This window comes from Flavobacterium sp. Arc3 (genome assembly GCF_041431375.1).
GTDB lineage: Bacteria > Bacteroidota > Bacteroidia > Flavobacteriales > Flavobacteriaceae > Flavobacterium.
Genome location: NZ_JASMRI010000009.1, coordinates 156,980 through 174,636, shown reverse-complemented (window position 1 = coordinate 174,636; position 17,657 = coordinate 156,980). Strand labels below are relative to the sequence as shown.

Annotated in this window: 19 protein-coding genes; 8 read left to right on the top strand and 11 right to left on the bottom strand. The window is 33.5% G+C overall.

Annotation, left to right across the window (positions count from 1 at the left end; translation table 11 throughout):
* Nucleotides 1–169 precede the first annotated feature (169 nt).
* Nucleotides 170–559, bottom strand: coding sequence for a VOC family protein (locus QO200_RS08795; protein ID WP_371538782.1), 390 nt, complete (start codon nucleotides 557–559; stop codon nucleotides 170–172).
* A gap of 3 nt (nucleotides 560–562) precedes the next feature.
* A complete protein-coding gene (locus QO200_RS08790; protein ID WP_371538780.1) occupies nucleotides 563–1,120 on the bottom strand; it encodes a sugar O-acetyltransferase in 558 nt (185 codons plus the stop codon).
* A gap of 209 nt (nucleotides 1,121–1,329) precedes the next feature.
* On the opposite strand from QO200_RS08790, the gene QO200_RS08785 reads away from it, so the two are divergent.
* The 7 genes from QO200_RS08785 to QO200_RS08755 all read left to right on the top strand — a co-directional run bounded on the left by QO200_RS08785 (nucleotide 1,330) and on the right by QO200_RS08755 (nucleotide 8,729).
* Nucleotides 1,330–3,489, top strand: a complete 2,160-nt coding sequence (locus tag QO200_RS08785; protein WP_371538778.1) for a TonB-dependent receptor domain-containing protein — start codon at nucleotides 1,330–1,332, stop codon at nucleotides 3,487–3,489.
* Between the two features lie 195 nt (nucleotides 3,490–3,684).
* Entirely contained in the window at nucleotides 3,685–4,335 is a 651-nt protein-coding gene (locus QO200_RS08780; RefSeq protein WP_371538776.1) for a hypothetical protein, read from the top strand.
* A 39-nt stretch (nucleotides 4,336–4,374) separates the two neighbouring features.
* Nucleotides 4,375–5,712, top strand: coding sequence for a 2TM domain-containing protein (locus tag QO200_RS08775; protein WP_371538774.1), 1,338 nt, complete (start codon nucleotides 4,375–4,377; stop codon nucleotides 5,710–5,712).
* Nucleotides 5,703–6,026 carry a 2TM domain-containing protein gene (locus QO200_RS08770; protein ID WP_371538772.1) on the top strand — a complete coding sequence of 108 codons (324 nt, stop codon included), beginning with the start codon at nucleotides 5,703–5,705 and terminating at the stop codon, nucleotides 6,024–6,026. The genes QO200_RS08775 and QO200_RS08770 overlap by 10 nt, the downstream gene beginning before the upstream one ends.
* A gap of 15 nt (nucleotides 6,027–6,041) precedes the next feature.
* The gene (locus QO200_RS08765; RefSeq protein ID WP_371538770.1) at nucleotides 6,042–6,395 is read left to right on the top strand and encodes a 2TM domain-containing protein; all 354 of its coding nucleotides are present in this window, start codon (nucleotides 6,042–6,044) and stop codon (nucleotides 6,393–6,395) included.
* A gap of 35 nt (nucleotides 6,396–6,430) precedes the next feature.
* Nucleotides 6,431–7,921, top strand: a complete 1,491-nt coding sequence (locus QO200_RS08760) for an ArnT family glycosyltransferase (RefSeq protein ID WP_371538767.1) — start codon at nucleotides 6,431–6,433, stop codon at nucleotides 7,919–7,921.
* Between the two features lie 52 nt (nucleotides 7,922–7,973).
* Nucleotides 7,974–8,729 carry a LytR/AlgR family response regulator transcription factor gene (locus QO200_RS08755; RefSeq protein ID WP_371538765.1) on the top strand — a complete coding sequence of 252 codons (756 nt, stop codon included), beginning with the start codon at nucleotides 7,974–7,976 and terminating at the stop codon, nucleotides 8,727–8,729.
* A gap of 110 nt (nucleotides 8,730–8,839) precedes the next feature.
* On the opposite strand, the gene QO200_RS08750 is transcribed toward QO200_RS08755, so the two are convergent.
* The 7 genes from QO200_RS08750 to QO200_RS08720 form a co-directional block, all read right to left on the bottom strand.
* The gene (locus tag QO200_RS08750; protein WP_371538763.1) at nucleotides 8,840–9,022 is read right to left on the bottom strand and encodes a CsbD family protein; all 183 of its coding nucleotides are present in this window, start codon (nucleotides 9,020–9,022) and stop codon (nucleotides 8,840–8,842) included.
* A gap of 220 nt (nucleotides 9,023–9,242) precedes the next feature.
* On the bottom strand, nucleotides 9,243–10,016 hold the full coding sequence (locus QO200_RS08745) for a CDP-alcohol phosphatidyltransferase family protein (RefSeq protein WP_371538761.1): 774 nt from the start codon (nucleotides 10,014–10,016) through the stop codon (nucleotides 9,243–9,245).
* 61 nt (nucleotides 10,017–10,077) lie between these two features.
* On the bottom strand, nucleotides 10,078–11,100 hold the full coding sequence (locus QO200_RS08740) for a COX15/CtaA family protein (protein WP_371538759.1): 1,023 nt from the start codon (nucleotides 11,098–11,100) through the stop codon (nucleotides 10,078–10,080).
* Nucleotides 11,101–11,149: 49 nt separating this feature from the next.
* Nucleotides 11,150–12,571 (bottom strand): CCA tRNA nucleotidyltransferase, encoded by a 1,422-nt coding sequence (locus tag QO200_RS08735; protein WP_371538756.1) that lies wholly within the window; start codon nucleotides 12,569–12,571, stop codon nucleotides 11,150–11,152.
* Between the two features lie 65 nt (nucleotides 12,572–12,636).
* On the bottom strand, nucleotides 12,637–13,020 hold the full coding sequence (locus QO200_RS08730; RefSeq protein WP_371538754.1) for a GxxExxY protein: 384 nt from the start codon (nucleotides 13,018–13,020) through the stop codon (nucleotides 12,637–12,639).
* Between the two features lie 64 nt (nucleotides 13,021–13,084).
* Nucleotides 13,085–13,654: an L-threonylcarbamoyladenylate synthase gene (locus QO200_RS08725; RefSeq protein ID WP_371538751.1), complete on the bottom strand. Its 570-nt coding sequence runs from the start codon at nucleotides 13,652–13,654 to the stop codon at nucleotides 13,085–13,087.
* Nucleotides 13,641–14,753, bottom strand: a complete 1,113-nt coding sequence (locus QO200_RS08720; RefSeq protein ID WP_371538748.1) for a glycosyltransferase family 4 protein — start codon at nucleotides 14,751–14,753, stop codon at nucleotides 13,641–13,643. Before QO200_RS08720 ends, QO200_RS08725 begins: the two co-directional genes overlap by 14 nt.
* A gap of 223 nt (nucleotides 14,754–14,976) precedes the next feature.
* Between QO200_RS08720 and QO200_RS08715 the strand changes: the two genes are divergently transcribed.
* Nucleotides 14,977–15,747, top strand: coding sequence for a lipopolysaccharide kinase InaA family protein (locus tag QO200_RS08715; RefSeq protein ID WP_371538746.1), 771 nt, complete (start codon nucleotides 14,977–14,979; stop codon nucleotides 15,745–15,747).
* On the opposite strand, the gene QO200_RS08710 is transcribed toward QO200_RS08715, so the two are convergent.
* Both QO200_RS08710 and QO200_RS08705 read right to left on the bottom strand, forming a co-directional pair.
* Nucleotides 15,744–16,538 carry a glycosyltransferase family 2 protein gene (locus QO200_RS08710; protein WP_371538744.1) on the bottom strand — a complete coding sequence of 265 codons (795 nt, stop codon included), beginning with the start codon at nucleotides 16,536–16,538 and terminating at the stop codon, nucleotides 15,744–15,746. The two genes, QO200_RS08715 and QO200_RS08710, sit on opposite strands and share 4 nt — an antisense overlap.
* Nucleotides 16,528–17,601 carry a glycosyltransferase family 9 protein gene (locus QO200_RS08705; protein WP_371538742.1) on the bottom strand — a complete coding sequence of 358 codons (1,074 nt, stop codon included), beginning with the start codon at nucleotides 17,599–17,601 and terminating at the stop codon, nucleotides 16,528–16,530. The genes QO200_RS08710 and QO200_RS08705 overlap by 11 nt, the downstream gene beginning before the upstream one ends.
* Between the last annotated feature and the right edge of the window lie 56 nt (nucleotides 17,602–17,657).

The window sequence follows — 17,657 nt, the reverse complement described above, 5'->3', positions numbered from 1 at the left end:
TCCGAGAAAAAGATTTAATTTTGAAACACCAAATTATATGTTTAACCAAAAAGTTGCATTAGTAACTTGAATCCAGCAATTAAAATATAACAAGACTTGCTAGTAAGTAACAGTTGATTTTTTTTATGAAATTTTTGTGACTGCAATCGTTGTAATGAATCTTACAAAATTAAAATTCATAAAATTCTATAGGTAAACCATCTGGGTCAGCGATAAAGAAAAAACGTTTTTCAGTATATTCATCTATTCTTATCGTTTCTGCAGAGATGTTGTTTTTTACTAAAAAATCACGTGTTTGTTCGATATCATTCACTTCAAAAGCCAAATGGCGTAAGCCACAAGCTTCTGGACGGGACGGTCTTTGTGGCGGATTAGGAAAGGAGAAAAGTTCGATGATATAATTTCCATTTAAAGCTAAATCGAGTTTGTATGAATCGCGTTCTTCTCGATAAATTTCCTGAATTACTTTCAGTCCTAGGATTTGCGTATAAAAACTTTTTGATTTTTTATAATCAGAACAAATAATGGCAGTATGATATACTTTGTTTAAGGCTAACATAGATTATTGATTTAGTTTCCGAATCACTTTTGCTGGATTTCCTACCGCCAATGAATTATCTGGGATATCTTTTGTAACCACAGATCCAGCGCCTATTACACAGCCTTTGCCAATAGTAATTCCAGGGCAAATTATAGAATTCCCACCTATCCAGCAATCATCGCCTATAGTTATAGGTAACGCACTTTCAACCGTTTTTCGTAATTCAGCATCCAGTGGGTGAGTAGCCGTGTAAAGTTGAACGCCTGGAGCAAAAAACACATTAGAACCAATGGTAACTGGAGCACAGTCAAGAACGACGCAATTAACATTAAAGAAGACATTTTCTCCACAGCTAATATTATAACCATAATCACAATGAAAAGGCGGCTCAATATAGAGGTTAGCGCCTGCATTTGGAATTAATTCCTTTATTATTTCACGTGCTTTTTTAGTAATTCTATATTCGGTAACATTCAATCGATGCAGCAGGTTTTTAGCTCTTCGTCGATCTTTTACTAAAACCGAATCGCCAGCCAGATAATGTTCTCCAGAAATCATTTTTTCTTTTTCCGTTTTCATATTCTATTGATCATTTCGTTTCTAATTCTTTTTTGGGTATGCCTTCTCAACCCCGATAGCTAGGGGTTGCGTTAACCATGGCGATTTGCTGTAAATATAGCAGAAAATAAAATCCAGTACAACTCATCCCTATAATTTGACAGTTCAGTTAGTTTAAGTTTTTAAAAAGAGACAATCAAAATACATTTGGAGTATCAAAATCAAACCTCATGAAATCAATCACAACAGTAATCATTTTATTTTTTACCACTTTTCTATTTTCCCAAACAAAGCTTTCGGGAAAAGTAGTTGATCAAAAAGGCAAACCCGTTTCTGGAGCCAATGTTTTTATCGAAGGAAGTTATGACGGAGCGACAACTAATGAAAAGGGAAATTTTTCATTCGAAACTGATGCTACAGGAAATCAAACACTAGTCGTTAGCTTTCTTATCTATGAGACTTTAAAAACGGAGATAGATGTTGCCAATTTCCAAGAGAAAACCATCACTTTAAAAGAAAATTTTAATGCGCTTGATGCCGTTGTTATCACTGCAGGAACAATGGAATCTGGGGAGAAAGCAAGAGTTTCAGTTTTGAAACCTGTGGATATTGTCACAACGGCAGGTTCTGCAGGGAATATTATTGCCGCTTTACAAACTTTGCCAGGAACACAAAGTGTAGGTGAAGATGGTCGTTTATTTGTACGTGGCGGAGAAGCAAATGAAACCCAAACTTTTGTAGACGGTATTCGTGTAGCGCAACCTTATGGAGCAACTACTAATAATTTGCCTACACGCGGTCGGTTTTCTCCATTTCTGTTTAGCGGAATCGCCTTTTCGACAGGAGGATATTCGGCTGAATACGGTGAAGCCTTGTCTAGCGTGTTACTTTTAAATACCGAAGATAATCCCGATCAAAACAAAACGGAAGTCTCCTTAATGACCGTTGGTTTAGGATTAGGAAACACCCAAAAATGGAAAAAAAGCTCCCTCAGTGTAAATGCTTCTTATACCAATTTAGCGCCTTATCAGGCCGCTATTCCTCAAAATCTGGACTGGAATAGGCCATTTCAATCGTTGTCTGGAGAAAGCGTGTATCGCTATAACTTCAACAACGGAATTCTGAAACTCTATGCTGCTTTTGATTCTTCTAAATTCGATATTAATCAGGAAAATATAAATTCAGCTGAGAAGATGAGAGTAAATTTAAAAAACGATAATTTATATTTTAATACTTCGTACAAAGGGAATTTCGGAGCCAATTGGCAAATCACAACCGGAATGAGTTATGGTTATAGCAAAAATAAAATCGGACTAAATTTAGACAATGTAGATAACGATGAAAATGCTACCCATCTAAAATTGAAATTAAAGAAAAATGTTTCAAATTATTTTAAGTTGTCGTTTGGAGCTGATTATTTCAGTACTAAATTTGATGAAAGCTTCACCGAAAATTTGGGAACAGCAAAAACGAATGGGTATAATTCGAATATTGCGGCAGCATATACAGAAGCAGATGTTTTATTTTCGAAAAAATTTGCTGCTAAAATTGGTTTAAGAGCTTCTTACAATGATTTGCTGGAAGAAAGTACAATTTCGCCACGAATTTCAATGGCGTACAAAGTGGCTAAGAATAGTCAGTTTTCTATAGCCTACGGAGATTTTTCTCAAAGTCCAAATGGAGATTACATCAAATATTCTAAATACCATCAGTTTGAAAGTGAGAAAACATCACATTACATTCTGAATTTTCAATATAGTAAGGATAATCAAACTTTTAGAGCTGAGGCCTATTACAAGGATTATAGTAATTTAGTAAAATACGATACGCAAGAGATTGCCTATAATTCGATTTTTAATAATAAAGGGTCGGCTTACGCCAAAGGGTTAGACTTATTTTGGCGTGATGGTAAGTCCATTAAAAATCTAGAATATTGGGTTTCCTACTCATACATCGATACCGAAAGGGATTATAAAAACTACCCAACAACTGCTACGCCAAGCTTTGTAGCTGATCATTCTCTGTCTGTTGTTACTAAATATTTTATAACTGATTGGCGTTCGCAAGTAGGTTTTACAAATTCGTTTAGTTCGGGACGACCCTATAATAATCCAAATGAAACGCAATTCATGAACGGAAAAACGAAAGCGTACAATAATCTAAGCTTCAATTGGGCGTATTTAATTAGCCAACAAAAGATACTGTACTTCTCTGTTTCGAATGTTTTGGGAACGCAAAACGTCTTTGGATATGATTATGCTAATTCTCCTGACTCCAGCGGTTTTTATAAGAGAAAAGAAATTACGCCTACTGCTGATCGTTTCTTCTTTGTGGGATTCTTTTGGACGATTAGCCAAAATAAAAAAGACAATCAGTTGAAGAATTTGTAAGCTAGTCTTAAGGTTGAAAGTATCAAAGTCTCAAAGTGAGTTTGCCACTTTCAACTAATTAAGCAGTTCATCCTTCAAATTCAACAGTTCAGTAATTATAAATTTTTACAGCAGTATTTCTGTGATACTTTTAAAGTATAAATTAACAATTCGTTTCAATCATCAAAAATCAATCAACCTTAAAAACTAGAAATTATGACCAAGTTAATCACCGCATTCGCACTATTCGTTATTACGTTATTGTCGGCTCAAGGCCAAGCACCAACTACTGAAACAAAAGTAAGCAAGTTTGAACAAGGAATGGGAAAAGCCTTTGAACTTTGGGAAGAAGAAAAAGACTCTGAAGCTTCTGATGGATTTGAAAGAATTGCTGCAGTAGAAACAACAAATTGGCTTCCTAATTACTATGTAGCTTTGGTTAATACAACCACCGCTTTTAGAACAAAAGATAAAGAAAAAATAAATTCACTACTTTCGAAAGCACAAAACGCTTTGGATGTCGAAATGATAAAAGATCAAAATAATGCCGAATTGTACGTGATGCAAGCCATGATAAATACGGCCTGGATCGTTTTTGACCCCATGACTAATGGACAAAAGTTATCTGGACCTACCATCGAAATTTACAATAAAGCGTTGGCCATTGATCCTAATAATCCTAGAGTGGTTTTCTCTAAAGCGGAGTTTGAAATTGGTGGAGCTAAGTTTTGGGGACAAGACACTAAACCGATGTGTACTCAAATAGACAAAGCCATCGAACTTTTTGCTACTTTTAAACCTGAAACTGCTTTCTCTCCAAAATGGGGATTGGATAGAGCATTAATAGCACAGAAAAATTGTAAATAAGCCGAGAGGCACTATTGAACTTTTTAATAATAAACTTAAATGAATAAATTAATAAGGGAATTTCCAAGAGCTTTATTTATATCGATCTTAATATTCATTGTTTTAACAATAATACCTGTTGTAAATGGAGGTGAAGTAACTTTCGATAATCATTTAAAGGTTAATTTCTTGTATACCCTGCTTTATGGGATGGCGTTATATTATGTGAATGCTATACTTTTTATGTATTTAGATTCTATTTTTAAAAACAATAGATATGCTGTTAAAAGATTGGTTATTGGGTTTTTAAGTTCGTTTGTTGTTTCCTTATTTGTAATATTCTTATTAAGGATTTTTGAAGATGTAATAATTGAAGAAAACACTTTAAGTACATTTTTAAAAGAGGAGAAACCTTCTAATTATATTGTTGCTTCAGTTGTCTCGTTTATTGTCCTGTTAGGAATTCATGCACTTTTCTTTTACAAAGCCTATAATGAGAACAAAGTCAAAGAGCAGAAAATAATTGCTGGAACTGCATCCGCTAAATTTGAGAGTTTAAAGAATCAAATAGATCCTCATTTTCTCTTTAATAGTTTGAATGTGTTGAGTTCTTTGATCGAAGAAAACCCTGAAAATGCGCAGCGATTTACCACTTCGTTGTCTAAGATTTATCGCTACGTATTAGAACAAAAAGACAAAGAGTTGGTTTCAGTCGATGAGGAATTGGCTTTCGCCAAAACCTATATGAATTTACTTAAAATGCGTTTTGAGAACAGTTTGTTTTATGAGTTACCCACATCAATCATTGACCCGGAAGCCAAAGTGGTTCCGCTTTCCTTACAGTTGTTACTCGAAAACACAGTAAAGCACAATGTGGTAAGTGAAAAAAGGCCATTGCATATTCGGATTTTTGTTGAAAACGGCTATTTAGTTGTAGAAAATGATTATCAAAAGAAAGAAGTACTGCAAGATCGCAAAGGAGTAGGCTTACAAAATATAATCAATCGATACGGAATTATAACCGACAGGAAAGTATTGATTGGGCAAAATGACAAAACATTCACGGTTAAAATACCAATTTTGACCAAACAAATAGCAGTCATGGAAACAACGACAGATTATAATGAAAGCAACGCTTATTATAGAGCAAAAAAGAGAGTGGATGAGTTGAAAGGATTTTATGGAAACCTGATTTCTTATTGTTTTGTGATTCCGTTTTTGATTTTTATCAATCTACGATTTTCGCCACAATTTCAATGGTTCTGGTTCTCTGCTGCTGGTTGGGGTTTTGGATTGGCGATGCATGCATTCAAAGTTTTTGGGTACAGTTCAAACTGGGAAGAAAGAAAAATTCAGGAGATTTTACGAAAAGAAGATAATAAACAAACATGGAAATAGTCATGGAAAATAAATATCAAAACGAAGACCGCTATTTTAAAGCTAAAAAGCGAGTGGAAGAAATTAAGGGGTTTTATGGTAATTTGATCGCCTATGTAGTGGTCAATTTGGGACTTTTAGCAATTAATTTGCTAACCTCTCCTAATCATTTATGGTTCTATTGGCCCATGATAGGTTGGGGAGTGGGAGTGTTTTTTCACGGAATGAAAGTCTTTAACTATATGCCGTTTTTAGGAAAAGACTGGGAAGCGCAAAAAATTAAAGAGTTTATGGACAAAGAAAAAGAGAAAGATCAAAAAGGGAACTGGCAATAATTTTATTCAAACGAAATGGGACGATATAGAAAGAGAATGTTCAAAAATCATAGTGCAGACATGGATAGCCCTGATGCACGTTATGAAATAGCGTATAAAAGAGTAAAAAGGATTAAAGGGTTCTATGTTCATTTATTGGTTTATGTCTTGGTAAATGCCTTTATATTGATTTCTATTTTTAACAGAAGTATGATTGGTGATGAAGTTTTTTGGCAATGGCAAACCTGGAATACCGTTTTCTTCTGGGGAATTGGCTTAGTGGCACATGGATTATCTGTTTTTGGAAGAAATGTGTTTTTTGGATCTAATTGGGAAGAAAATAAAATTCAAGAATTTATGGATAAGGACAAGAATAATAAATGGGAGTAAACGCAAAGGCAATGAAGTCAACCTTAAATCACTAAATGAAAAAATATCTACCTCTTATTGCAGCCTTGTCTTTTGTTAAATTGCTGATTCATTTAATCGGAAATCGAAATTATGGTTTTCATAGGGATGAACTGCTACATTTGTCTGTAAGCGAGCACTTGGACTGGGGGTATTTTGAGTTTCCTCCTTTTATTGCATTGGTGGGTAAAGTGGCTCATTTTATTTTTGGTTACTCTTTATCGGGTATTCGGTTTTTCGCAACATTGGCGGGTGTTTTGATTCTTATTTTGTGTTGTTTAATCGCAAAAGAACTTGGCGGAAAAAAGAAAGCTATTATGTTAGCTGGGCTTACCGTTTTGTCCTTTGTTCCTTTTTATCGAAATCATATGTTGTTTCAACCAGTGGTCTTCGATCAGTTGTTTTGGACATTGGGTTTTTACTTCTTAATTAAATATTTTAATTCTAAAAATGTAAAATTTCTTATTTATTTAGGGATAACCGCTGGTTGCGGACTAATGAATAAATATACTTTCTTAATCTGGCTATTGGGAATAGTTGTTGGGTTGTTCTTTTATGATAAGGGAGTCTTGTTCAAGAATAAAATATTTTATGCAGCGGGACTAATCACTCTTTTAATCTTTTTACCCAATATTATCTGGCAATGGCAGCATGACGTCCCAGCGCTATTGCATTTACAAAAATTAAAGGAAAGTCAGTTAGACAAAAAAGGACCTTTTGATTTTGCAGTAGAACAATTGAAACATCCGTTTACATTGACGATAAGTCTGATCGGACTGTTCGCTTATTTTTTTGATTCGAATTTAAAAAAGTATAAGGCAATAGGCATCGCTGCAGTGGTCATATTTTGCATCATGTGGACAACACAGTCAAAAGGCTATTATTTCTTCGCAATATACCCTGTTTTATTTGCTGCGGGCGCAGTGAAAATTGAAAAATTACTGCAACGTAAACCAAAATGGAATTATGCCGTTGCCGCCCTTCTAATTTTGCCTGTAATTCCTTTTATACCTAGCGCCATTCCTATTCTTCCCATTTCAACTTATGTATCTTATTTAGATCTAAAACCGGAAAAAAATGGGCGTGTGATAATTACGGATGATTTTGCTGATATGTTTGGTTGGGAGGAGCAAGTGCAATTAGTGGATAGCCTTTATCAATCATTACCTTTAAACCAAAGAGAAAAATGCATGATATGGGCGGAGAATTATGGAGAAGCAGGTGCAATTGAAATACTAGGAAAGAAATACAACTTGCCTAATCCAGTATCCAGTCATGGAAGTTTTTGGACGTGGGGAACTGGAAATACAAAGGGTGAAATTTGCATCAGTATAGGAAATGAAGAAGAAGCCGTTGCACGTGTTTTTTCTGATTTCAAATTAGTAAAAATGATAAAACACAAATATGCTATTGATGAGGAAAATAATATCCCAGTGTATCTTTGTTCGAATCCAAAAATAGATATTAAGCAAAATTGGAAATCACTAGAAAAGCATGTTTTTGATTAATCCTTTAATAAAAATTAAAAATCAGCCTGCCTAATAATTTAAATTTAAAACTATGATTACAATCATAATTGAAGACGAAAAACCAGCTGCAAGACTGTTGCAAAGAAAGCTCGAAAAACTAAATGTTGAGGTAGAAGTGATGCTTCATTCTGTTGAAGAATCCATCGCTTGGTTTTCTAAAAATGAGCATCCGGATTTAATTTTTTTAGACATACAATTATCGGATGGATTGTCATTTGAAATTTTTGAAAAAGTCGAAATTAAGAGTGCTATAATTTTTACAACAGCATACGATGAATTTGCTTTACGAGCGTTCAAATTAAACAGTATTGACTATCTTTTAAAACCAATTGACGAGGAGGATTTAGAGCAGGCAATTTCTAAATTTAAACAGCGACTGCCCAAAAAAGAAAAGTTACAATTGGATTTTGATGAGATAAAAAAAATGTTAGGAAATCCTTTTGAGAAAGAATACAAAAAAAGGTTCACTGTAAAAATAGGTCAGTATTTGAAAGTTATTTCGATTGAAGAAATCGAATGTTTTTTCAGCGAAAATAAAGGGACTTATATTCACACATTCGACAATAGAAATTACCTTGTTGAATCAACTTTAGAAGTTTTAGAACAGGAATTAGATACAAAGGAATTTTATAGAATAAGTCGAAAATTCATAATTTCTATGAAAGCAATTAAAGAAATTGTACTTTATAGTAACTCTCGATTGAAAGTGATTTTACCTTCTTATGGAGAAGATGAGGTTATAGTAAGTAGAGAAAAAGTAGCCGATTTTAAGGTATGGATTGGGTAGTAAAAAAGCACAAAAAAAACGGTTTCGAAAGTCGCTGTATTTTGTTTGAATAGACACGCAAAATAAAGCTGTTTTTTGAAGCCGTTTTTTAATACTAAGCAATCCTTTAATTACTCAAATAATGATTTAATCTCTTTTTTAGTTTTACCTAATTTTTGTTGTAGTTTTCCCCACATTTCATCTTCTTGTCCTTCTTCAAATAACAAATCGTCATCAGTAAGGTCGGCAAATTTTTGTTTTAATTTACCTTTCATTTCATTCCAGTTTCCTTTAATTTCTTCTGAGTTCGGCATAATTGTATACTTTAATAGTTAATAAAATATCTTTTACAAAGTTCAAAAAAAGGAAAAGAAAAAGTGTTATATAATTCGTTGAAATTATTATGGAATTACTTTAATTGTGGATTTTTGAAAGGCAGTTTGTTTAGTTGAATAAAAAAGGTAGGTAATGTGTCTTAATGTGCTGGTAAATAGTTTAATTATTATTCGATATAGATTTTGCCTATGGTGGCTTTTAGATCTTAAAAAAGGATTTTCTTACACCAATCATGACAAATATAAGGAAAGAATATCCAATAAAAAAAGGGACAATATATTCGATATAATCCATTGCTAAAAGTAGCGATATTATCAGTAATTGAAACCCTAGTCCATACAATGAGACGATAGTCATGAACCAGTTTGGAAATGTTTTTACCTTGTACGCTTTGCTGTCGAAAGTGTGAATAATCTTGTCAAAGACTCCATAAACGACTGTGTATATTTTGAACAAAATATCGACTGATTTTTGAGTTTCACCGGCTAATGCCCTAGGTGATTTGTATTCGAAAATCTTGCTCGTTTTATCTCCTCCTACTGATTTATTTCTCAAAATTACATAGTAATAATTGTATAAAGTTCCTTGCAATTGAATACAAAAAAAGGCGACCAAAGTCAGCAGGAAAGAGGTCTCTGAAACGTAGCAAATAGCGCTTAGAAAAAGGAAGTTTAAGACGATGTCAAACACACTGTCGAGGTATCTTCCGGTATAAGAAGGGGTGTTTTTTAACCGAGCGAGTTCGCCATCAGCAGCATCGATACCTGATTTTAAAATGATGAAAAAACCAGCGAGGTAATAGTGATTTTCCAAAATACAGTAAATCGCAAGTAGTCCAGACATGCCAAAAAGAAGGGTGACATGAATAGGCGTAAATCGAGTATTTTTCAACTGATTTGCGAGCATTTTTCCAAAAGGTCTTCCGTAATCTGATAGGTCAAGGAAGCTATCTTGGGCAGCAAGTTTAGACATTTTTTATAGGAACAAAGATAAATGTGACAATATAGTCAGAGGTAAATATAGCGATAAGTTGTTATTTTGACAACCTATGTAAAGTAAATGTCATAGCTGATAAAAGAAAAAAAGCATTGATTTGATGAGTTAGTCCTAACCATAATGGTACACCATATAACAAGGTAAAAACCCCTAATGCAAACTGTGCAAAAACAAGAATTACAAGTAGATTTATACCTCGGGATTGTCCGCGGTCTAAAGTGCGTTTTCTACTTTTAAAGTAAAGAAAAACTATAAAACCAACGACCAAATAAGCTAGGGTTCGGTGGATAAATTGCACGCCACTTTTGCCTTCTGTAAAGCTTAATAGTAAGTTTTTTTGTTCTAGAAAAACACTGTCATGGATGAATTGTCCATCATTCATCATTGGCCAATGGTTGTGAATTAATCCCGCATTTAATCCCGCAACAAAACCGCCATAAATAATTTGAATGAGCAAAAAAACTAAAGCGTATCTCGCGATTGTTTTTAAAGGTTGTACGCTGTTTTTTCGATTAGGATAGATTAAATCTAAGGCTACCCAAAAAGTATAAGCAAAGGTAATAAACGCAAAAGTAAGGTGTAGGGACAGTCTGAAATGACTCACGTCTGGATCATTGATTAAACCACTTCGAACCATAAACCATCCTAAAAATCCCTGGAAAGCACCCATTCCTAGAAGGACGATAGATTTTTTTATTGTTGCTTTGTCTAGTTTCTTTTGGATTAAAAAATAAATAAAAGGAACTATAAATACTAATCCGATTATGCGGCCAATAAAGCGGTGAAACCACTCCCAGAAATAAATAAACTTATAATCCGAGAGTTGGAAGTCGTTATGAATATTGATTTTTTGATATTCAGGGAACTTCTTGTATTCTTCAAATGCTTCTTGCCACTTAGCTTCTGATAATGGGGGAAAAGTATCTGTAACTAAATGCCAGTCGGTCATTGATAAGCCGGAATTGGTTAATCTTGTAATTCCTCCTACGGTGACCATTAAAAATAATAAGACACAACCGGATAATAACCAAATAATAACAGATCTATTCTCTTTTTTCATTTTGAAACTAATTTTGGCAAAGATATTTTAAATTACAGAAAATCTTAACTCAACAATCGTTAATCTTTAGCCCAATTTTTTTGGCTCTTTTTAGCATGAAGTCATAAGCAGATTGGTATTCATTAGCGATTTCTCCTTCTAATATGGCCTCTTTTATGGCTTCTTTAAGCATTCCTATCTCTTTTGAAGGCTTCAGGTCGAAAATCTTCATAATCTCTTCTCCTGTTATTGGAGGTTGAAAATTACGTACCTGATCGCGCTCTTCTACTTCTACAATTTTCTTTCGAACGATTTCAAAATTATTGTGGTATTTCTTGAATTTACTTGGGTTCTTAGTAGTAATATCAGCCTCACACAAGGTCATTAAGTTCTCTACATCTTCTCCTGCATCAAATACCAAACGACGGACAGCAGAATCTGTAACCGTTTCCTGTGATAAAACAATAGGACGCGAGCTCATCATTACCATTTTTTGAACAAATTTCATTTTTTGGTTCAACGGCATGTGCAAACGTTCAAATATTTTTTTGACCATTTTTCCGCCTAGAAACTCATGTCCATGAAAAGTCCATCCTTGTTTCTTGTTGAAACGCTTAGTTGGCGCTTTTCCTATATCGTGCAATAAAGCGGCCCATCGAAGCCATACATCATCAGTGTTTGGACATATATTGTCTACGACCTCAAGTGTGTGATAAAAATTGTTTTTATGAGTTTGACCTTCTATTTCTTCTACTTGGTTCAAGGCGGTTAGTTCTGGTAAGATAATGTCTAAGAGTCCCGTTTTATATAACAGTAAAAACCCCTCAGAGGGTTTGTTAGTCGATAGGATTTTATTCAACTCGTCAACGATGCGTTCTCCTGAAATAATTTTAATTCTTTCTGCGTTTTTTGCAATGGATTGGAATGATTTTGCTTCTATTTCAAAACCCAATTGATTTGAAAAACGGATCGCTCGCAACATTCTTAGAGGATCGTCAGAATAAGTGATATCTGGGTCAAGAGGTGTTTTTAAGATCTTACTTTTCATGTCCTTCAGACCATCAAATGGATCAAGAAGTTCTCCAAAACTACTTGAATTCAATGAAATTGCCAGTGCATTGATTGTGAAGTCACGACGGTCTTGATCGTCTTTTAATGTCCCGTTTTCTACAACTGGATTGCGACTTTCAAAATGATAGGACTCTTTTCGGGCTCCTACAAACTCAATTTCGGTATCTTCAAAACGCAACATGGCTGTGCCGTAGGTTTTGAATACCTGAACTTTTGGTTTGTTCGGAAGTAATTGAGATACTTTTAAGGCTAACTCGATTCCGCTACCTACGGCAACAATATCGATGTCTTTTTTAAAATCTCTTTTTAATATCAAATCTCGCACAAATCCGCCAATGACATAACTATCAACGTTAAGTTCTTGGGAAGCTTGTGAAATGACTTCGAAAATTCTATTATTTAAGGCTTTTGTGTAATTCATTATTTTTTATTCGCCACGAATTTGTTTTTTGCCGCGGATTCGCTGATTTTTAAAAATGATTTTAGTTAATTTTTAGACAGTACTATTCTTTTGTGTTCTAACGAGGGTTTATTGAAATTAGCTAAAATGGCTAATTCATTTCCAGATACTTTTAGATAATTAAGACACTGTGAAATATGACTATTACTAAAAGACTCGCAAGATTTTATTTCAAGAATTATATTGTCAAAAACTATAAAATCTGCGTAAAATTTATGTTTCAAAATAGTGTCTTTGTAACTTACTGCATATTCTTTTTCTCTTTCAAATGGAATTTGAGCACTATTAAACTCAAATTCTAAAGCATCTTTATATACTATTTCAGAGAATCCTTTTCCTAGGTTTTTATGTACTTCAAATAAAATTCCAATTATCTGATATGTTTCTTGTTCAAATAAATACTGAGACATAAATTTTTAAATCTTTGTTTATACCTTTCTTGAAAAAAATCTGTGAATCTGCGGTGTTATAAAACTATTTTCTAATCACTTTTACCTGGGCATCATTCGACAATTTTATAATTGTAGATGGTTTTCCGGCAATTTTATCGTGGTGCAAATTTACAACATAGTCCACACCTTTGATAATCTCTGGACTGATTTCTTTAAAACTTTTTGGAGTAGGTTGCCCTGAAATATTTGCCGATGTGGAAACCAATGGCTTTTTCATCTTCTCCAATAATTTGAAACAGAAAGGTTCTTTTACGATTCTGATTCCTAAAGTTTTATCTGGAGCGATTAAATTAGGAGCAACGTTTCTCGGGCTGTCCAAGATGATTGTGGTAGGGTTTTCAGATAAATCCATGATTTGCCAGGCGACTTCAGGAATATCTTTAAAGACGTTGTACATCATTCTTTCCCCATTCATCAAAACAATCATGCTTTGGGTTTCTACTCTTTTTTTTAGCTTGAAGATTTTAGCAACTGCCTCTGGGTTTGTAGCATCACAGCCAATTCCCCAAACAGTGTCTGTAGGGTAGAGGATTATTCCGCCTTCTTTTATGACTTCGAATGCTTTATGTATTTCTTCGTTAAGATTTTCCATCGATAATTTTTTTATATTGTTCTAATGTTTTTTCAGCCATAATAGTGGTAGTATATAGACTTAGCTGTTTTTCGTGTGAGATTGAAGTGAAACTAGGAATTAGTTCTGGGCTGTCAAATAAATGAATTATTTTTTCAGCTAAAACTTTTGGATCGTGTTTCGGGGCTAATAATCCATTAACACCATCTTCGATAATTTCCGGAATCCCGCCTACGCTTGTACTTATGACAGGTTTTTTATGGTAAAAACTTTCAAAGATTACCTGAGGTATTCCTTCGCTTTGAGAAGTGACCAATAATGCGTCAAATTGCGGAATGAAATTAGATGCATTAGGGGTATAACCTAAAAAAACAATGTCCTTTTCTAAGTTGTATTTCTTAACAGATTCTAATAATTCTGGCGTTCTTTCTGTGAAATTTCCAATTTGGACAAAAACAATATCTGTTCTTTTTTCTTCGTTGATTATTATGTTGACCGTTTCAATTAGCGTTTCAAAATTTTTAGCTCGAATGTGATTGCCTATGATTCCAATAATTTTTTTAGCATGATCTATAGCAAATTTTTCACGCAGTAAAAAAGGAGTCTCTGTACTTTTATTTTTTAAATTCGTTCCGTGATAAATAGTGATAAGCTTATTTTTATCATAAATGGACTCTTCGGTAACCCTTTTTGTTTCATTAGAAACGCAAAAATATTTTTTGATTTTTGGATAGTTGTACTTATAAAGAGTTAACTTCTTCTTTTTTATTGGAAAAGAGGTCTTTTTACTAAAGACAAAAGGAGGTAAGCTATAAAGTTTGTCAGCAATAATGCATAAAGCAATAGCTGAGGGATCATGAATGTGAATTACATCAACTTTATTTTCTTTACAGATTGCAATGATTTTTTTAGAAAATCGGATGTCTAAATTATAGGCTAAAGGAGCTGTCTCATACGTAATGTCAGTTTTCATGAGGCGACTATGAAAAAGGCCGTTTTCAACGCATAAAACAATATTTTTGACCTCTGGATGAGTAGCTTTTAATTCGAAACAAAGGTTTTCAATATGATTTTCGCCGCCACCCCAATTTTTTACAGCTGACACATGTAATATAGTCATTGTTATTTTTTTGCCGAAATTACAATAATAATTTGAAGTCTAAAATGGTATGTGTAGTTTTGTTGCTTAGTAGTGGTTTGAGAATTTGAATTTGAAATTTGCTTGTAACTCTAGAGGTTTTCTAAAATGGCACAGATTTATTTGGATTTTGCTGTTTTTTATCCCATCTCTAAACTAGGATTGCTTTTTTAAAGCATAAAATAAAGTACTTAAAAAAATAAAAATGACGATAAAACTGATGTTTTCGAATGCGGTTCAAAACTCTAAGGAAATCCTTCGCTTTATTAAAGAATTCAATTCTGATCTAGGAACTGTTTTTGGAGATGGAGACAGAAACGTAATTAAATTGTTTGACTTAGATGGGAAGACAATCAATATCAAATCCTTCAAGATTCCGAATATCGTTAATAAAATAGCCTATAAGTATTTTAGAAAATCTAAGGCTAAGCGTTCGTTTGAATATGCTACTATTTTGTTGAAAAATGGGATAGGTACGCCACAACCATTGGCTTACTTTGAGAATTTTAATAGCATAGGCTTAAGAGATAGTTATTATGTTAGCGAACATTTAGAAGCTAATCTTACTTTTAGAGAATTAGTAGAAATTCCAGATTATCCAGATAATGAGAACATTTTAAGACAGTTTACAAAATTCACTTTCGATTTACATGAAAAAGGGATAGAATTCTTAGATCATTCTCCAGGAAATACATTGATTAAGAATGAAGAGAATAATACCTATAGTTTTTACCTAGTGGATTTAAACCGTATGAATTTTCATGAATCAATGGATTTTGATATGCGAATGAAAAACTTCAGTAGGCTTACGCCAAAGAAGGAAATGATTGCCGTAATGAGTAACGAGTATGCTAAATATTACACGGAAAGTGAAAGTGAAGTGTTTGAAAAAATGTGGCAATTTACCATTCAGTTTCAGGATGAATTTGCGAGAAAACGCAGGTTGAAAAAGAAATTGAAGTTTTGGAAATCTTAGTTGTTTACTCGGATTTTTTTCAATTCCTGAAAACGAATATAAACACTATAGGCATTTAAATAACAAATAACAATCCCTTTTTGACCGTCTAATATACCCATTCTAATGATGTATTGATATAAAAATTGATATATCGGTCTGAGGTAAAAATGGAAAAAAGTCGGTTTTGTTCCTTTGTTAAATTCTTCTATTGCTTTTAACTTTCCGTAAGCATCCATTTTTTGTTTGTAATCATTGTAACTGCGATACGAGTAATGAATCAGTTTGTTTTTCAGTTTGCCAGTTTTTCCGCTAACTGTTAATTTTTCATGAACAATCTTTTCTAAATCATATAGGGCTTTTTCTTTATTGAAAATTCTCATAATTCTATCAGTTTGCCATCCGCTAAAGCGAAGCTTAGTGTTTTTAAACATGAAGGTGCGGTAGCAGTAATAGGCTGAGAAGGAATCTGTGTCATGAATAGTTCTAATGATCTCCTCTTTTAGTTCAGCGGTAATTCGTTCATCGGCATCCAAAAAAAGAATCCAGGAATGACTAGCTAGGCTAATGGCATAATTTCTTTGGGTGGGATAATTTTCAAATGTATGTTGTATCACTCTTACATTCTTATGGGCAGTCGCGATCGATACCGTTTTATCTGTACTATAAGAATCCACGACAATTATCTCATCGGCAAAATCCAAATTGCTTAATACATTTTTTATATTATGCTCCTCATTATGGGTAATAATTAAGGCACTCAAAAATACTTTATTGGATGATATTCTGTCTCTATTTCTATTAATTGACATCGGATAGATTCTTTAGTAGAAAAGACTTTAGTTTATCTTTAAATAATTGGAGTTTAAATTCTTTATATAAGGAGAGAGCGTCCTGTTTAAGTTCCTTCTCTGTTTTTTTTGATAACAGCTCCGGTTTGTAATCATTTAAATGTACTGAAACGTGTTGAATTCCATCTTCTAATGTGGCCCAGATTTTCTTTTCAATCCATGGAGAAAAGATAATAAAAGAGGGTTTTCCTAGTGCTTTTGCCATGTTTATGGCTCCGCCATCGTTGCCAATAATGAGATCACATTGATTCAATACGCCAATAAATGCTCTCAAATCACCGCCCAATAAATCAAAATATATTTTTTCTTGGGTCGATGGTTTACAATTGTCAAAAACAATTTTAGCATCGTTGATTTGCTTTGGAAAATAATTGAAAAGTATATTCACATCAGCATTGTCAGCAATAGTGTCAACAACAGATGTCATGTAGTTTAATGGATAGGTCTTTAAGTTTTCACTACCCAAAAGGCTAATCATAACCGTTTTTCTATCTTTTTTAAGCCGATGTTGTTTAAAAAGGGCAATAGCGTGTTGATTTTCTTCGGGAGTAACAAATAGTTTTGGTAGAGGATCAATCTTTACTGATAAATGAAGCGGTTCTAGAAGCGATAATCTTCTTTCAATCGCTAAACCCAGATTAGTTTTTGGGAATTCCTCAAACGGCACATTGTCAGTATATAGAAAAGTGCGTCCTTTTTTCTTGTAAGATATTTTTCTTTTGGCACCGCTTAATAATACCATTAACCAGCTCTCTAATTTTGAATAGGCGTCAACTACTAAATCGTACTTATTAGCTCTAAGTTCGAGGGCTAAATTTAGGAATTCTTTTTTGCTTTTTCGATGCTTTTCTTCAAAACGAATAATCGTATCAATATTTGGGTTGCCTTCTAAAACAGGAGTTGTTGATTCATACACCAAATAATCAATTTGAGCATCAGGGTAGGCGAGTCTAAGGTTGTTGCATATGATGCTACTTACCAATACGTCCCCAATCATTTTTTGCTGTATAACTAGTATTTTCATAAGATAAAAAAACCTCCCTTTTTGAGGGAGGAATATACAATATAATATTTTATTAC